This is a genomic window from Mycobacterium paraterrae, from assembly GCF_022430545.2.
GTDB lineage: Bacteria > Actinomycetota > Actinomycetes > Mycobacteriales > Mycobacteriaceae > Mycobacterium > Mycobacterium paraterrae.
The window spans coordinates 5,055,893-5,072,706 of the sequence record NZ_CP092488.2 but is presented as its reverse complement, the minus strand read 5'-3'; the positions used below and the strand labels follow the sequence as shown (position 1 = coordinate 5,072,706).

Genomic DNA, 16,814 nt, shown 5'->3' with positions numbered 1-16,814 from the left:
TGGCATGGGGACCCCTCGCCGCGGCTGGATCGCGCGCACGATGCTGATCTGGACCGCGATGGCGGTCGCCGCGGTAACGGTGGCCGGCTGCACCCAGGTCGTCAAGGGTCGCGCCGTGATGTACGGGCCCAAGGTGGGCCAGCCGATCGAGTGGGGCCCATGCCGGGTGGTCGGCGGCAACGGCGCTCCGGCGAAGCTGCCCAACGGTGTGCAGTGCGGCAAACTCGCCGTGCCGGTCGACTATCGGCATCGCAGCGGAGACGCGACGACGCTCGGGCTCGTTCGCTTCCCGGCGACCCGCGACAAGATCGGCTCGTTGGTGATCAATCCGGGCGGACCAGGGGAGTCCGGGATCGAGGCCGCCGTGGGCCTCGTGCAGTCGTTGCCGACCCAGATCCGCGAGCGCTTCGACCTGGTCGGTTTCGACCCACGCGGCGTCGCCACCTCACGGCCGGCGATCTGGTGCAACTCCGACGCCGACAACGACCGGCTGCGCACCGAGACCCAAGCGGATTACAGCCCGGCAGGCGTGGCGCACATCGAAAAGGAGACCAAAGAGTACGTCGACCGATGCGTGGCGAAGATGGGCAAGAAGTTTCTCGCCAATGTCGGAACCGACAACGTCGCACGCGATCTCGACACCATTCGTGAGGCGCTGGGCGACAACAAGCTGACCTTCCTGGGCTACTCCTACGGCACCCGCATCGGCGCCGCGTACGCCGAAGCGTTCCCGAAGAACATCCGGGCCATGATCCTCGACGGCGCCATCGATCCCAACGCCGACCCGGTCGAGTCAGATCTCCGGCAGGCCAAGGGCTTTCAGGACGCATTCAACGACTACGCGAAAGACTGCGCCAAGTCGCCGACCTGTCCGCTGGGCACCGACCCGGCGAAAGCCGTTGACGTATATCACGATCTGACCTACCCGATGGTCGACAAGAACGACCCGACGCGGGGCATACCGATGCGCACCAAAGATCCCCGCGGGCTGAGCTACAGCGACTCGATCATCGGCACCATCATGGCCTTGTATTCGCCGACGTTCTGGCACAACCTGACGGCCGCGCTCACCGAGATGTCGCACCACCGCGGCGACGTCATGCTGCAATTGGCCGACCTTTACATGCGTCGCGACAAACACGGCCACTACAGCAACTCCACCGACGCCCGAGTGGCGATCAACTGTGTGGATCAGCCGCCGGTCAAGGACCGGGCCAAGGTCATCGACGAGGACCGCCGCTCCCGCGAGGTCGCCCCGTTCATGAATTACGGGAAGTTCACCGGCAACGCCCCGCTCGGCACCTGCGCGTTCTGGCCGGTACCCCCGACGAGCAAGCCACATGCCCTGTCGGTGCACAACTTGACGCCGACGCTGGTCGTGTCGACCACCCACGACCCCGCGACCCCCTATCAGGCCGGCGTCGACCTGTCGAACCAGTTGAAAGGCGGGCTGCTCACTTTCGACGGCACGCAGCACACCGTCGTCTTCCAGGGCAACAGCTGCATCGACGACTACGCGACGGCCTATCTGCTCAGCGGCACCGTGCCGTCCAAAGGGGCCAAGTGCTGACGACGGTTGGCGTCTGACACATCACGACCACCATCGATAACGAGACCAAGGTGTGACCAATGGGATCACGGCCTGTGGCCGACGCATGCCACGATTGACGACCATGTGGCGCACGAGGCAGATGAGCTCTGCGCTGTTCTCTCTCACGCTCACCGCGTCGGTCGCCGTTGCCGCCCCGGCTGGGTCCACGCCGGGATACGACGCGGGTCCAACCCCCAGCCCGGCCGCACCCCAGCCCGCCTCGGCGCCGAAGCTGAATTGGGGGAGTTGCAGCCAGATCGTCAAGGGCACCAAAGGCGTGCCCGGTGCCCAATGCGGGACCGTGACGGTCCCCGTCGACTACGCGAATCCCGCTGGGGCGCAAGTGCAACTCGCGGTGATCAAGATCCCAGCCACCGGGCCGCGGATCGGCGCGCTGCTGGTCAACCCGGGCGGGCCCGGGGCATCGGCGGTCGACATGGTCGCCTCGATGGGGCCGGACTTGGCGGGCTCCGAAGTCAGCCGCCGCTTCGATCTGGTCGGATTCGACCCGCGCGGGGTCGGACATTCGACGCCCGGCGTGCATTGCCAGACTGACGCCGAGTTCGACGCCTACCGACGCGACCCGATGGTCGACTACAGCCCTGCCGGGGTCGCGCACATCGAGCAGATCTATCGGGACATCGCTGCGCGCTGCGTTGCCCGCAACGGCTCGGCGTTCCTGGAGAACGTCGGAACTGCTTCTGCGGCAAGGGATATGGATGTCGTGCGTCAGGCCTTGGGCGACGACCAGATCAACTACCTGGGTTACAGCTACGGCACCGAATTAGGGACCGCCTACCTCGAGCGCTACGGCGAGCACGTTCGGGCCATGGTGCTCGACGGCGCGGTCGACCCGAGCATCGGCCCGATCGACGAGCTGATCAACCAGCAGGCCGGTTTTCAGACCGCGTTCAACGACTACGCCGCGGACTGTGCGCACTCGGCGGACTGCCCGCTGGGCACCGACCCGAATCAGTGGGTCGCCCGCTACCACCAGCTGATCGACCCGCTGGTGACCAGGCCCGCACCGACCCCCGAAGGCCGTCCGCTCGGCTACTCGGATGCGATCACCGGCACCATCAACGCGCTCTACACCCCGCAGTTCTGGAAGTACCTCACCAGCGGTCTGCTGGGGCTGCGGCGCGGGAGCGATCCCGGTGACCTGCTGACACTGGCCGACGAGTACTACGGCCGCGACGCCAAAGGGCACTACAACAGCTCGCAGGACGCGTTCAACGCGATCCGCTGCGTCGACGCGCGCGAACCGACGGACCCGGCGACGTGGGCGGACACCGATCAACGAATCCGCCAGGTCGCGCCTTTCTCGTCCTACGGCCCGTTTACCGGTCACGCGCCGCGCGACCTGTGCGCGCTGTGGCCGGTGCCCGCGACCTCGTCGCCGCATCCGGCCGCGCCGGCCGGCCCCGGCAAGGTGATCGTCGTATCCACCACACACGATCCGGCAACCCCGTACCAAGCCGGCGTCAATCTGGCCAACCAACTCGGCGCCGGCCTGATCAGTTTCGAGGGCACCCAGCACACCGTGACGTTCAACGGAAACGAGTGTGTAGACGACGCCGTGGTCCGCTATTTGGTCGACGGCATCGCGCCCGGAAACTTAAGGTGTTAAGCCGCGCTGGTAACACAGATTTAACGGTGTGTGCATACTGTTCCAGGTATGGATCGACAAAAGGAATTCGTGCTGCGCACGCTGGAAGAACGGGACATCCGATTCGTCCGGCTGTGGTTCACCGATGTGCTCGGTTTCCTGAAATCTGTCGCGATCGCGCCCGCTGAACTCGAGGGCGCATTCGAAGAAGGTATCGGCTTCGACGGGTCGTCCATCGAGGGCTTTGCGCGCGTCTCCGAATCCGACACCGTCGCCCACCCCGACCCGTCGACGTTTCAGGTGCTGCCCTGGACCACCCGCAACGGCGACCACCACTCGGCCCGGATGTTCTGCGACATCAAGATGCCCGACGGTTCGCCGTCCTGGGCAGACCCGCGCCACGTGCTGCGCCGTCAGCTAGCTAAAGCCAACGACCTGGGTTTCTCCTGCTACGTGCACCCCGAGATCGAATTCTTTCTGCTCGAACCAGGTCCCGAAGACGGAACAGAACCGGTTCCGGCCGACAACGCCGGCTACTTCGACCAGGCCGTGCATTCGGCATCGAACTTCCGGCGCGAGGCGATCGACGCACTGGAATCCATGGGCATCTCGGTCGAGTTCAGCCATCACGAAGGCGCGCCCGGCCAGCAGGAGATCGACTTGCGCTTCGCCGACGCGCTGTCGATGGCCGACAACGTGATGACGTTCCGCTACCTGATCAAAGAGGTCGCGCTGCTCGAGGGTGCGCGGGCGACGTTCATGCCCAAGCCATTCGGGCATTTCCCGGGGTCCGCGATGCACACCCACATGAGCTTGTTCGAGGGTGAGGTCAACGCGTTCCACAGCCCGGACGACCCTCTGCAGCTTTCCGACGTGGCCAAGTCGTTCATCGCCGGGATCCTCGAGCACGCCAGCGAGATCAGCGCCGTCACCAACCAGTGGGTCAACTCCTACAAGCGCTTGGTGCTCGGCGGCGAAGCGCCCACCGCCGCGTCGTGGGGTGCGGCGAACCGCTCGGCGCTGGTCCGCATCCCGATGTACAGCCCGAACAAGACCTCGTCGCGACGCGTCGAAGTGCGCAGCCCCGACTCCGCCTGCAACCCCTACCTGGCTTTCGCCGTGCTGTTGGCCGCCGGGCTTCGCGGAGTGGAGAAGGGTTATGTGCTTGGCCCGCAAGCCGAGGACAACGTGTGGGACCTCACTCCGACCGAGCGCCGCGCGATGGGCTACCGCGAACTACCGTCGAGCCTCGATGAGGCGCTGCGGGTGATGGAGGGCTCCGAACTCGTGGCAGAGACGCTGGGAGAACACGTCTTCGACTTCTTCCTGCGCAACAAACGCACGGAGTGGGCGAACTACCGCCGCCATGTCACGCCCTTCGAACTGAAGACATATATTTCGCTCTAGCCGTTTCCGGCGATGAGGATGCATCCGGAACCGAAGACGACTGCGCTACCGTCAATGGCGTGAACCAACCAGTGACGCAGCGGCCCAAGGTACCCAGCCTTGGCCGTCTCGGGCTGGTCGACGACCGTGCGAGCGCTAATTTGGCGCAGCTGGGTTGGAACACCGAAGACCGCATAGAACTGCTGTGGTCGCTGTCGCGCGCCCCTGACGCCGATGCCGCGCTGTGCGCGATGGTCCGGCTGGCGGATGCGCTCGGCGACCAGTGGCCTGAGCTCAATGCAGCACTGACGACCGACCGCGGCCTGCGGGGCAGGCTGTTCGGAGTCCTCGGGTCGTCGCTGGCGCTGGGCGATCACGTGGTGGCCCACCCGCAGGCCTGGCATTTGTTGCAGGGCAACGTGAAACTGCCCTCGGCAGACGAGCTGCGGTCCGCGTTCGCCGAATGTGTGGCCGGGCCCCCGACCGCGGCGGGATCGGTGGTGTGGCGACTTCGGGAGCTCTACCGCAACCGGTTGCTCGTGCTGGCCGCGATGGATCTGGCTTCGGTGGTGGAAAACCTGCCGGTGTTGTCCTTCCCGTCGGTGGGCGCACACCTGGCCGACTTGGCCGACGCCGCGTTGGGGGCGGCATTGACGGTGGCCGAGGCTGCCGTCTGCGGCGACGACACACCGCCGCGGCTGGCGATCATCGCGATGGGCAAATGCGGTGCGCGCGAACTGAACTACGTCAGCGACGTCGACGTGATCTTCGTTGCCGAGCCGGCCGACCAGGTGTCGGCGCGGATCGCCGGCGAGGTGATGCGGCTGGCGTCGGACGCCTTCTTCCAGGTCGACGCGGGACTGCGACCGGAGGGCCGGCACGGCGAACTGGTCCGCACCCTCGAGTCTCATGTGGCCTATTACCAGCAGTGGGCCAAGACGTGGGAGTTCCAGGCCCTGCTCAAAGCGCGGCCGGCGGCAGGCGACGCCGAACTGGGCAAGCAGTACATCGACGCGTTGATGCCGATGGTCTGGAACGCCTGCGAGCGCGAGGATTTCGTGCCCGAGGTGCAGGCCATGCGACGACGGGTGGAGCAGCTGGTGCCGGCCGACGTCCGAACCCGCGAGTTGAAGCTCGGCAGCGGCGGGCTGCGCGACGTCGAGTTCGCCGTGCAGCTGCTGCAGCTCGTCCACGGCCGCAACGACGAGACGCTGCATGTGGCGTCGACGGTCGACGCGCTGGCCGCGCTGGGCGCCGGCGGCTACGTCGGTCGCGACGACACCGCGAACCTGACCGCGTCGTACGAATTCCTCCGGCTGCTGGAGCACCGGCTGCAGTTGCAGCGGCTCAAGCGCACGCACATGCTGCCCGCGCCCGACGACGACGAGGCGATGCGCTGGCTGGCCCGCGCCGCCCACATCCGGCCCGACGGCAGCCACGACCGGCTCGGGGTGCTGCGCGAAGAGCTGAAGCGCCATCACCTGCGGGTGTCGCGGTTACACACCAAGCTGTTCTATCAGCCGCTGCTGGAATCCATTGCGCCAGAAGGACTGGAATTCTCGCAGGGGATGACGCCCGCGGCGGCGGAGCGGCAGCTGGCCGCTCTGGGCTACGACGCTCCGCGCAGCGCGCTGACCCACCTTTCGGCGCTGATCAACCAAAGCGGCCGACGCGGCCGGGTGCAGTCGGTGTTGCTGCCCCGGCTGTTGGACTGGCTCTCCGACACCCCTGATCCCGACGGCGGCCTGCTGGCTTACCGTCGGCTCAGCGAGGTAATGGTCTCGCAGCGCTGGTATCTGTCGACGCTGCGTGACAAGCCGGCGGTGGCCAAGCGGCTGATGCACGTGCTGGGTACCTCGGCCTACGTACCGGAGCTGTTGATGCGCGCACCCGAGGTGGTGCAGAACTACAGCGACGGGCCAGGGGGACCCAAGTTGCTCGACGTCGACCCCGAGGCGGTGGCCGGCGCGCTGGTCGCCTCGGCGGCCCGGCAGAGCGACCCGGTGCGCGCCATCGCGATCGCACGTTCGCTGCGCCGCCGCGAGCTGGCCCGCATCGCCTCGGCCGACTTGCTGGGCATGCTCGACGTCACCGACGTGTGTGCGGCGCTGACCAGCGTGTGGGTGGCGGTATTGCAGGCCGCGCTGGACGCGGTGATACGGGCCAACCTCCCGGAGAGCGGCCGTGCTCCGGCGGCGATCGCGGTGATCGGGATGGGTCGGTTGGGCGGCCGCGAACTGGGATACGGGTCGGACGCCGACGTGCTTTTCGTCTGCGAGCCGGCCACCGGCGTGCAGGATTCAGACGCCGTGAAGTGGGCGATAACGGTGGCCGAGCAGATCCGGGCGCTGCTTGGTACTCCGAGCGCGGACCCGCCGCTGGAAGTCGACGCGAACCTGCGGCCCGAGGGGCGCAGCGGCCCGCTGGTGCGAACCCTCGCCTCGTATGCCGCCTACTACGAGCAATGGGCGCAGCCGTGGGAGATCCAGGCGCTGCTGCGAGCCGACGCGGTCGCCGGCGACTCGGATCTGGGTCAGCGATTCCTGCACCTGGTCGACAAGACCCGCTACCCCGCCGGCGGGGTGTCCCCCGAGGCGGTCCTCGAAATCCGGCGGATCAAGGCGCGGGTCGACTCCGAGCGGCTGCCGCGCGGTGCCGACCCGAAAACCCACACGAAGCTGGGACGCGGGGGACTGGCCGACATCGAGTGGACGGTCCAGCTGCTCCAACTGCGCTACGCCAGCGAGGTCGAGGCGCTACACAACACCTCGACGCTGGAGAGCCTGGACGCCGCCGCCGAAGCCGGGCTGATCACAGGCGAAGACGCCGACCTGCTGAGGGAAGCGTGGCTGACCGCGACGCGGGCCCGCAACGCCCTGGTGCTGGTTCGCGGCAAGCCGACCGACCAGTTGCCCGGCCCGGGACGGCTGCTCAACACCGTCGCGGTGGCGGCCGGGTGGGCCAAAAACGGCGACGGCGGAGAATTCCTGGACAACTACCTGCGGGTAACTCGCCGCGCAAAAGCAGTGGTGCACAAGATCTTCGACGAATGACCCAACCCGGTCGTGCTGTCTGGGAGACCTCGGTGTTAGTAAAGACGTAACGGTCGGCTACTGACACAGCCCGCCACGAGCTACCAGGAGCGGGCTTGGACGCGAGGATCTCCTACGAGGCGATGAGCGCCGACGAGCACGATCGACTCGCGGCACTCTATGGTCCACTGACCCAGGACGTGCGCGACCTGATCGAGGCGGTGCTGGACACCGACGCCGATCCCGCCTCGCTTGACGCTGCACGAGAAGCAATCCGCACCGCGGCCGACGCGCTGCGCCGCCGGCAACGCGACCCGACTCAGACGGTGCGCTATGCGGTCGGCGGACGGCCAGTCGTATGGAACAACGCGGCGATCGGATTGCGCAATGCGGTCGCCCCACCGTTGACCATCCAGCACGGCGACGACGGGTCCAGTTGCTGGAGCGAGTTCACGCTCGGCGCCGCCTACGAAGGTCCACCGGGCTGGGTGCACGGCGGTGTGTGCGCCCTGGTGCTCGACCACGTCCTCGGCGAGGCGGCCAGCGCGGGGCTGACCAAGCCGCTGTTCACCGGCACCCTCACCCTGCGTTTCGTCCGCGGCACGCCGCTGGGCAGGCTCCGCGCAGAGGCCGCGGTCGAACGTACCGAAGGGGTCAAATCGTTTGTCTCCGGCCATCTTTCCGATACCGACGGGGTGACCGTCGAAGCCGAGGGGATATTCATCACCCCGGCATGGGCGCGGGTGGGCGAATGAAGTTCTACGTCAGCAGCGCGTTCCTGGACACCAAAGAAATCGTCGAAATCGCCAAGGTGGCCGACGATCTTGGCTACGACGGGATGGCGATCCCGGACCACGTGGTCAACCTGGAAACGCTGAAAACCCCGTACCCCTACACCAAGGACGGGCAGCGCCGTTGGCAGCCCTTCACCGAATGGCCCGACCCGTGGGTGCTGGTCGGCTCGCTCGCGCAGGTGACGAGCCGGCTGCGGTTCGTCACCACGGTCTACATTCCGGCGATGCGCAACCCGTATTCGGCGGCCAAAGCCATTGGCACTGCGGCATATCTGGCCGACGGCCGCGTCGAACTCGGCGTCGGAGTCGGCTGGTGCGAAGAAGAGTTCGACCTGATGGAGCAACCGTTCGCCAAGCGGGGCAGACGCACCGACGAGATGCTCGACCTGATGCGGACGCTGTGGTCGCCCGACTGGACAGAGTTCGACGGCGAGTTCTACCAAACGCCGAAGCTGGAGATGCAGCCCACGCCGCCGCGAATCCCGATCTACGTCGGCGGCCTCAGCGACATCGCGCTGCGGCGCGCAGCGCGCAACGACGGCTGGATCGGCGATTTGATCGACACCGAGCGGGCGATCGCGGCGACTGATCGGATCCGTGCGTTTCGGGCCGAAAAGGGGCTCGGCATGGACGATTTCACCGTCTTGACGCCGTTGACCGACGCCTTCACCTCGGCTGATTACCGGCGGGCGGAGCAGGCCGGTATTTCCGGGATTCTGACCATGCCGTGGATGTTCTATTCGGGCCCGCTGGCGACGTTGTCGCAAAAGATCGACGGCATGAAACGGTTCCGCAAGGACCTCGGCCTCGACGGCTGAGCGTCGGCCTGCATGATGAAGGCCATGACGGAAATCAGGCCGTACCGCATCGACGTTCCCGCCGCTGTTCTGGATGATCTGCAGGAGCGCTTGGCGCGCACTCGATGGCCGGAACCCGAGACCGTCGCCGACTGGAGCCAGGGCATCCCGCTGGACTACACCCGCCGGTTGGCCGAGTACTGGGCCAATGACTACGACTGGCGCGCGCGGGAGGCCGCGCTCAACCGCTTCGACCAGTACCTCACCGAAATCGACGGGCTGGACATCCATTTCATCCACCAGCGTTCGCCGCATGACGACGCGCTGCCATTGCTGATAACCCACGGCTGGCCGGGTTCGGTGGTCGAGTTCCACAAGGTGATCGAGCCGCTGGTCGACCCCCCGTCCGGGCGCGGCGAGGACGCCTTCCACGTGATCTGCCCGTCGCTGCCCGGTTACGGGTTCTCCGGCAAGCCCACCCGCACGGGATGGGGTGTCGACAAGATCGCCCAGGCGTGGGAGACGCTGATCGGTCGGCTCGGCTACGACCGCTACGGCGCCCAGGGTGGCGACTGGGGCGCGGCGGTCACCACGCAGATCGGCCGCAACGGCGGACGCTGCGCGGGAATTCACCTGAACATGCCGATCGCCAAGCCTGTGAAGGACGCGGAATTCAGCGATGACGATCAGCAGGCGCTGGCCGCGTATTCCGAACACCGCAAGTGGGGCACCGGCTACTCCAAGCAGCAGTCCACCCGACCGCAGACACTGGGGTACGGCCTGGTCGACTCACCGGTGGCGCAGTTGGCGTGGGTGGTTGAGAAGTTCTGGGCCTGGTCCGATTGTGACGGGCATCCCGAAAACGTCTTCACCAAGGACGAATTGCTCGACAACGTGATGCTGTACTGGGTTACCGGGAGCGGTGCCTCGTCGGCGAAGCTGTACTGGGAGAGCTTCAACCAGTTCGTCAGCGACGGCCACGTCGACCTGCCCACCGGGGTCGCCTCGTTCCCGAAGGAGATCTTGCGGACACCGCGCAGCTGGTGCGAGGCGGCCTACAACATCACGCACTGGACGACGATGCCGCGTGGCGGGCATTTCGGCGCCTTCGAGCAACCGGAGTTGTACGTCGACGACGTGCGCGCGTTTTTCACGACGCTGCGTTAGCGCCGGCGGTCCAGACCGTAGGGCCCGCCGCCGGTGAATACGAGCAGCAGGAACGCGAAGCAGAACATCACCGAGTCTTCGCCATGGTTGTTGATCGGCCAGAACCCGTGCGGGAAGTGAACGGTGAAGTAAGCGAATGCCATTTCGCCGCTCGCCACGAATGCCGCGGGACGGGTGAACAGCCCGAGCGCGATCAGCGCACCGGTGACCAGCTCGATCCAGGCGGCGTAGAAATCGGGCCACTGTCCAACCAGCGCAACGTGACCGGCCGCGGGCCAACCGATCACACCGGACAGGCCGTGGGTGAGGAACAACAGCCCGAAGATCACCCGAAACACCGATAGGGCGATCGGCCGATACGCGTTCAACCGGGCCTCGAGAGTCTGCGCCATGCGCAGAGGATACGTGCCTAGAGCTGCATCCAGACCGACTTGGTCTTCAAGTAGATGTCGATGCCCTCTTTGCCGAATTCGTGTCCCCAGCCGGATTGCTTGTAGCCGCCGAACGGTACGTCGTGGTCAAAGACCAACTGGCAGTTGACCTGTACGCTGCCCGCTTGCATACGCTTGGCGAGCCGATGGGCGCGGCTGAGGTTCTCGGTGTAGGCGGTGGCGGCCAGGCCATAGGTGGTGTCGTTGGCCATGGCGATGGCCTCGTCTTCGTCGTCGAACGGCAGGATGGTGACCACCGGGCCGAAGATTTCCTGCCGGTAGAGCCGCATGGCCGGGTCGACGTTGGTCAGCACGGTCGGGTGCACGAAGTAGCCCTTGCGGTCCAGCCGGTGCCCGCCGGTGACCACCTCGACGCCCTCGCTTTTACCCTCGTCGATGAAGCCCATCACGCGGGTCAACTGCTTCTGGCTGATCAACGGGCCGCTGACGCAACCCTCCTCGCTGGGCGCGCCCAGCTTGAAGGTGTTGGCCATCATCGAAATGCCTTCCACCACACGGTCGTACACGCCGCGCTGGGCGAAGATCCGCGACCCGCAGACGCAGCCCTGCCCGGAGTGCACGAAGATGCCCAGCGACGCCATCAAAATGGCCTTGTCCAGGTCGGCGTCGTCGAAGATCAAGACCGGCGACTTGCCGCCGAGTTCGAGGGTGACCTTCTTGAGGTTGTCCGCCGATGCGCGCACGATCTCCTTCCCGACCTCGGTCGAGCCGGTGAAGGCGACCTTTTCTACGTCGGGGTGCGCGGTGATCGCCGCGCCCGCGGTGTGGCCGTAGCCGGTGAGCAGGTTGACGACGCCGTCGGGGACACCGGCCTCGTGGACCAGCCGGTCGAGCAGCACGGCCGAAAGTGGTGTCTCCTCGGCGGGTTTGACCAGCAGGCTGCCGCCGGCCGCCAACGCGGGAGCGAGTTTGGCGCTGGCGTTGAAGATCGGGCCGTTCCACGGGAAGATCAGGCCGACCACGCCGTAGGGCTCTTTGAGCGTGTAGGCGTGCATGTCTACGAAGGCATCCGTTGCGATGCCGTCCGTCTTGACGTCGTAGGCGACACCGTTGAGCTTGGAACACCAGCCGGCGTAGTAACGGAAGAACTCCGAAACCGTCGACATTTGCAGGGTGGCCTGCATCAGCGGCATTCCAGTGTTCAGCGAGTCGAGTTGGGCGAACTCGTCGGCGTGCTCGTCGATCAGGTCTGCGATCTTCCACAGCACCTTGGCCCGCTCGCGGCCGGGAAGCTGCGACCAGACACCGGATTCGAACGTGGCCTTGGCCCGTGCGGCGGCTTCTTCGACCGCCTTTTCGCCGCAGTCGGTGAATTCAGTGATCGTCTCTTCGGTCGCGGGGTCGATGACCGCGATGACGTCGCCCGTGCCGGGCCGGTCGCGGAGGTCGTCCAAAATTGTCTGCAGCGCCATCTGATCCCTTCCACCGATTGCTGAGCACCTGCTTAGCATCGCTGACGATACCCGATCGGTTCGGGGATGGACCATGGTCCGAGACGTGTTCTGCGCTGGCCGGTTAACACAAAGCTTTTTCCCAGCTTTCACTATTCTTCATGTGTTTACCGCAGACTGACGGCACATCAACGTCGATCAGTGAAGGAAGTGCACGCCGATGCAAACACCCCGCTGGCTGGTCAGCCTCGTCATCCCGATCGTCGCCGGCGCCGCCTTGGTCACCACTGCAGCCGTTGCACAGGCCGGCCCCAGAGACGACGACTACCTCAACCAACTTCGCGGCTCCGGTTTGACGTGGCCGCCGGGCCACGAGGAGGCGTTGATCGGGACGGCGTACCTCGTCTGCAACGACCTCGGCTGGGGATGGACTCCGCAACAGATCGCCAACAGCATCCACGCCAACCTGGACCCCGACGACATCCACGTGCACGACGTCGGCGCCATGGTGAACATCGCCCGAGCTGTCTACTGCCCCAACCAGCGGTGCTGGGCCGCCCACTGCTGATCATGCTCTCGCCACCGCTGGTTCCCCGGATCACCAGTCGCGCAGTGGCTTTGACGACGGCCGCACTGTTTCTCGCGGCCAACCTGGCTGCTGGCCCGGCGAGCGCCGATCCGAGCCCACAGGAACAGCAGGATCAATTTGTGGCGCTGCTCGAAGCTGACCAAGTTCCCATGATCGACAACTTGCCTGCTCTCGTGGCCCGGGCCCACCAGATCTGCAAAGAACTCAACAGCGGCACCTCGGTCTACGCCGTGGTCGAGGAGGAGATGAACGGCATCTACGACGAAGACCCGAGCCTGCGCGCCCAGGCCGGTCGGGTGCACAGGACCGCGGTCAGATTCATCGCGGTCTCGTCGGAGGTCTATTGCCCGAGCCATCTCACCGATCCGTACGTCAGCGACGACGTCGGCTTCTTCGCGCACGGTCCTTCGGTGGGGATACGTCAACCGACGTAGGTCGAGGACCGCGCCGATCATTGGTTACAGACGGTGACCATGATCTGGTTTTTACTGCCGCCGGTGCCGGGGATGGTTTCGGTGCTCCCCGGCGCTGCGGGCACGGTGCCGGTGGTGTTGTCGTGTGTGAGGTTGAGTTCGCCGCCGTCGAGGGTTTTGTGCCAGTTGACTGCACCGTCTTGGTACCAGTACGTCACTGTGCTGTCGAAGGTGATGCCGAAGTTGGCGTTTTCGTGGCTACTGGCGACCAGTTGGGCGCCGTTCAGCGGTAGGCAGCCCGGGACGTTGGCGCCCGCGACAGGGCTTGACGCCAGTGCGAACGCCGAGGCGATCGCGGTGATGGTGAAGCCGCGTTGAACAGATGCCATGGTGCACATAGTCAACCCTCCTGACTGGTTAGCCGGATTTGCGTTCAACTTAAGTTGGACCAGCAAGATTTGCCGTCTGAGCAGGTACGAACCTGCTGTGGGTTTGCTGGTAGCGCAAGAAAGCCCCAGCCGGGATGGCTGGGGCTTTCTGCGTACTGCGACCGTATTTACACGTCGTAGTAGAGCGCGAACTCGTACGGGTGAGGCCGGACCTGGACGGGCAGGATCTCGTTCTCCCGCTTGTAGCTGATCCACGTGTCAATCAGGTCGGGTGTGAAAACGCCGCCCTCGGTGAGGTATTCGTGGTCCTCTTCCAAACGGTCGATTACTGCCGACAGCTGGGTGGGGGCCTGCGGAATGTTCGCAGCCTCCTCCGGCGGCAGTTCGTAGAGGTCCTTGTCGACCGGAGTCTGCGGCTCGATCTTGTTCCGGATGCCGTCCAAACCGGCCATCAGCATCGCCGCGAACGCCAGGTACGGGTTACCCGACGAGTCGGGGCAGCGGAACTCCAGGCGCTTGGCCTTCGGGTTGCTGCCGGTGATCGGGATGCGGACACAAGCCGAGCGGTTGCGCTGGCTGTAGACCAGGTTGATCGGCGCTTCGAACCCAGGGACCAGACGCTTGTAGGAGTTCACCGTCGGGTTGGTGAACGCCAGTAGCGACGGGGCATGGTGCAACAGGCCGCCGATGTAGTGGCGAGCGGTGTCCGACAACCCGGCGTAACCGGTCTCGTCGTACATCAGCGGGTTGCCGTCTTTCCACAGCGACTGGTGGGTGTGCATACCCGAGCCGTTGTCACCGAACAGCGGCTTGGGCATGAACGTGACGGTCTTGCCGGCCTGCCAAGCGGTGTTCTTGACGATGTACTTGTACAACTGCATGTCGTCGGCCGCGTGCAGCAGCGTGTTGAACTTGTAGTTGATCTCGGCCTGGCCGCCGGTGCCGACCTCGTGGTGGCCCTTCTCCAGCGAGAAGCCAGCCTTGATCAGGTTCTGCAGCATCTTCGAGCGCAAGTCGACGTAGTGGTCGACCGGCGCGACAGGGAAGTAGCCACCCTTGGGGCGGACCTTGTAGCCGCGGTTCGGACTGCCGTCTGTCTCGGTGGGCTCGCCGCTGTTCCACCACCCGGAAATCGCGTCGACCTCGTAGAAGGTTCCGTTGATCTTCGAGTCGAACGCAACCGAGTCGAAGATGTAGAACTCCGCCTCGGCACCGAAGTAGGCGGTGTCGGCGATGCCTGTGCTCTTGAGGTAGTTCTCCGCCTTGCGGGCGATGTTGCGCGGGTCGCGGGAGTACGGCTCGAGAGTGAACGGGTCGTGCACGAAGAAGTTCAGGTTCAGCGTCTTGGCCTGGGTGAACAGGTCGATGTGCGCCGTGTCCGGGTCGGGGAGGAGCAGCATGTCGGACTCGTGGATGGACTGGAATCCGCGAATCGAGGAGCCGTCGAACGCGAGGCCTTCCTCGAACACGCTCTCGTCGAAGAACGAAATGGGAATTGTGAAGTGCTGCATGATGCCTGGCAGGTCACAGAACCGGACGTCGACGAATTCGACGTTCTCGTCCCTGGCCAGTTTGATGATGTCGTCGGCCGTGTTTTCGGACACCGAAGCGCTCTCCTTTGCTGCGAGCTTCGAACCACTGTGGTCGCTGATGAACTTTCTGTTACGTGGCCGTAATTGAAAGCCCGGTCAGACGCTAAGGACGCAATGTTGCCGAGTCAAACCTCGTGTTACATCCACGTTAACTAGCAGCATGTAGCCCCTCGGTGCCTGGCCACAGCTGACCTTATTCTGGAGAGATGACGCCCGGCGACCGACCCCCTCAAACCGGTGAGGCGGCGCAAGCAGACGCCTATCCGGGCCAATCGCTCGGCCTGCCGGAAAGTGGTTCAGGCGCGCTGGCAAGCCTGGGCCGCCGGCTGGTGGCGCTGCTCGTCGATTGGTTCATCGCCTACGGCCTGGCCCGTCTCACCGTCACCGCGGGCCTGATGACGAGTCGACAGTTTCTCTACGGGCAGGCCGGAGCGGCGGTCGTGCTAGCGACCTGGCTGGTGCTGGGAGTGGTGGCCGTGCGGCTGTTTCAGTTCACCCCGGGGCAATTCGCGCTCGGATTGCGGGTGGCGTCGGTCGACGGACGGCTGAACGTCGGCCTGGGCCGGGCCGCGGTGCGCGGGGTCCTGATCGCGTTCGTCATCCCGGCGTTGTTCGTCGACGTCGACGGGCGGGGGATACAGGACCGGGTCACCGGAACCGCTGTCGTGCGGCGCTAGTACCGTGCGCCGCTTCTCCTCAGGACCCCCTGCATCGTCGCGGCGCTGATTTCGGGCGCCGCTCCTCCTCAGGACCCCCTGCATCGTCGCGGCGCTGATTTCGGGCGCCGCTCCTCCTCAGGACCCCCTGCATCGTCGCGGCGCTGATTTCGGGCGTGTCAGGAATCAGCGCCGACGAACCGTGCGCTGGACGCCGCGCATCTTGGCGCCGCCGGGCATTGGGCCCTTGGGCATCGCGGCGGTGCCAGCGCGCGAGCCCAGCGCGGCCAGCCGCGACTCCAGCGAATCCATCTGCTTGACGGTGATGTTCGACGGCAGCTTGGTCAGGTGACGCTCCAGCTTGGCGAGGGGAACCTCGCCGTCGCCGTTGCCGACGATGATGTCGTAGATCGGCACGTCGCCGACCAGCCGAGCCGTCCGCTTCTTCTCTTGCGCGAGAAGAGGTTTGACCCGTGCCGCCGAGCCCTCGCCGACCAGGATCACGCCGGGCCGGCCCAGCACCCGGTGCACGGCGTCGAGGTGACCCGTGGCGGCGACGCCGGGGGTGACCCGCCATTTGCCCCGCAGGTTGTCCAGCGCCCAGGCGGCCGCGCCGGCTTGGCCTTCCGCCTTGCCGTACACCGACTTCTGCGCGCGCCGGCCGAAGATGATGAATGCCACCAGCGCGCCGAGCACGACGCCGAGGATGGGCAGCGAGACCGCCGAGAAACCACCGGCGAACAACCCGATCACCACCGCGATCACCACGATCAGCAGGAACGCGCCGACCATGTATGGCAGCAGCCGCTTGTCCTCTTTGCGTTGGATGTTGAACGCCTGCCACAGCTGGCTACGACGTTCTCTGCTGGCCACCTTGCGAGCGGCTTTCGCCTCGGCGCGGGCGGCCTTGCTGGGCTTGGCGCTGCGGGATTTGGCCATAATCGCCAAGAATACGC

General features: G+C 65.7%; 15 protein-coding genes. 10 read left to right on the top strand and 5 right to left on the bottom strand.

What is annotated here, in order from left to right; genetic code table 11:
- The first annotated feature begins 4 nt into the window (after window positions 1–4).
- From MKK62_RS24425 to MKK62_RS24395, 7 genes are all read left to right on the top strand, one after another.
- Window positions 5–1,570 carry an alpha/beta hydrolase gene (locus MKK62_RS24425; RefSeq protein ID WP_240263327.1) on the top strand — a complete coding sequence of 522 codons (1,566 nt, stop codon included), beginning with the start codon at window positions 5–7 and terminating at the stop codon, window positions 1,568–1,570.
- A 103-nt stretch (window positions 1,571–1,673) separates the two neighbouring features.
- On the top strand, window positions 1,674–3,221 hold the full coding sequence (locus MKK62_RS24420) for an alpha/beta hydrolase (RefSeq protein ID WP_286670874.1): 1,548 nt from the start codon (window positions 1,674–1,676) through the stop codon (window positions 3,219–3,221).
- 48 nt (window positions 3,222–3,269) lie between these two features.
- Entirely contained in the window at window positions 3,270–4,607 is a 1,338-nt protein-coding gene (locus MKK62_RS24415) for a glutamine synthetase family protein (protein ID WP_240263328.1), read from the top strand.
- Window positions 4,608–4,666: 59 nt separating this feature from the next.
- The gene (locus MKK62_RS24410; RefSeq protein ID WP_240263329.1) at window positions 4,667–7,639 is read left to right on the top strand and encodes a bifunctional [glutamine synthetase] adenylyltransferase/[glutamine synthetase]-adenylyl-L-tyrosine phosphorylase; all 2,973 of its coding nucleotides are present in this window, start codon (window positions 4,667–4,669) and stop codon (window positions 7,637–7,639) included.
- A 95-nt stretch (window positions 7,640–7,734) separates the two neighbouring features.
- Window positions 7,735–8,373: a PaaI family thioesterase gene (locus tag MKK62_RS24405; protein WP_434084994.1), complete on the top strand. Its 639-nt coding sequence runs from the start codon at window positions 7,735–7,737 to the stop codon at window positions 8,371–8,373.
- Window positions 8,370–9,230 (top strand): TIGR03619 family F420-dependent LLM class oxidoreductase, encoded by an 861-nt coding sequence (locus MKK62_RS24400; RefSeq protein WP_240263330.1) that lies wholly within the window; start codon window positions 8,370–8,372, stop codon window positions 9,228–9,230. The genes MKK62_RS24405 and MKK62_RS24400 overlap by 4 nt, the downstream gene beginning before the upstream one ends.
- 33 nt (window positions 9,231–9,263) lie before the next feature.
- On the top strand, window positions 9,264–10,376 hold the full coding sequence (locus tag MKK62_RS24395; RefSeq protein ID WP_240263951.1) for an epoxide hydrolase family protein: 1,113 nt from the start codon (window positions 9,264–9,266) through the stop codon (window positions 10,374–10,376).
- On the opposite strand, the gene MKK62_RS24390 is transcribed toward MKK62_RS24395, so the two are convergent.
- Together MKK62_RS24390 and MKK62_RS24385 are read right to left on the bottom strand one after the other, a co-directional pair.
- Window positions 10,373–10,768: a DoxX family protein gene (locus tag MKK62_RS24390; RefSeq protein WP_240263331.1), complete on the bottom strand. Its 396-nt coding sequence runs from the start codon at window positions 10,766–10,768 to the stop codon at window positions 10,373–10,375. The genes MKK62_RS24395 and MKK62_RS24390 overlap by 4 nt on opposite strands.
- Before the next feature lie 17 nt (window positions 10,769–10,785).
- Window positions 10,786–12,240: an aldehyde dehydrogenase family protein gene (locus MKK62_RS24385; RefSeq protein ID WP_240263332.1), complete on the bottom strand. Its 1,455-nt coding sequence runs from the start codon at window positions 12,238–12,240 to the stop codon at window positions 10,786–10,788.
- Between the two features lie 199 nt (window positions 12,241–12,439).
- On the opposite strand from MKK62_RS24385, the gene MKK62_RS24380 reads away from it, so the two are divergent.
- Window positions 12,440–12,787, top strand: a complete 348-nt coding sequence (locus MKK62_RS24380) for a DUF732 domain-containing protein (protein WP_240263333.1) — start codon at window positions 12,440–12,442, stop codon at window positions 12,785–12,787.
- A 2-nt stretch (window positions 12,788–12,789) separates the two neighbouring features.
- Window positions 12,790–13,242: a DUF732 domain-containing protein gene (locus MKK62_RS24375; RefSeq protein ID WP_240263334.1), complete on the top strand. Its 453-nt coding sequence runs from the start codon at window positions 12,790–12,792 to the stop codon at window positions 13,240–13,242.
- A 17-nt stretch (window positions 13,243–13,259) separates the two neighbouring features.
- Here MKK62_RS24375 and MKK62_RS24370 read toward each other — a convergent pair whose 3' ends face one another.
- Together MKK62_RS24370 and glnA are read right to left on the bottom strand one after the other, a co-directional pair.
- Window positions 13,260–13,610: a hypothetical protein gene (locus MKK62_RS24370; RefSeq protein WP_240263335.1), complete on the bottom strand. Its 351-nt coding sequence runs from the start codon at window positions 13,608–13,610 to the stop codon at window positions 13,260–13,262.
- A 167-nt stretch (window positions 13,611–13,777) separates the two neighbouring features.
- On the bottom strand, window positions 13,778–15,214 hold the full coding sequence (gene glnA / locus MKK62_RS24365; protein WP_240263336.1) for a type I glutamate--ammonia ligase: 1,437 nt from the start codon (window positions 15,212–15,214) through the stop codon (window positions 13,778–13,780).
- 194 nt (window positions 15,215–15,408) lie between these two features.
- Here glnA and MKK62_RS24360 point away from each other — a divergent pair, with 194 nt between their 5' ends.
- Entirely contained in the window at window positions 15,409–15,879 is a 471-nt protein-coding gene (locus tag MKK62_RS24360; RefSeq protein ID WP_240263337.1) for an RDD family protein, read from the top strand.
- 165 nt (window positions 15,880–16,044) lie between these two features.
- Here the strand turns inward: MKK62_RS24360 and MKK62_RS24355 are convergent, their stop codons facing one another.
- Window positions 16,045–16,797, bottom strand: a complete 753-nt coding sequence (locus MKK62_RS24355; protein ID WP_240263338.1) for a DUF4191 domain-containing protein — start codon at window positions 16,795–16,797, stop codon at window positions 16,045–16,047.
- Window positions 16,798–16,814: the final 17 nt, after the last annotated feature.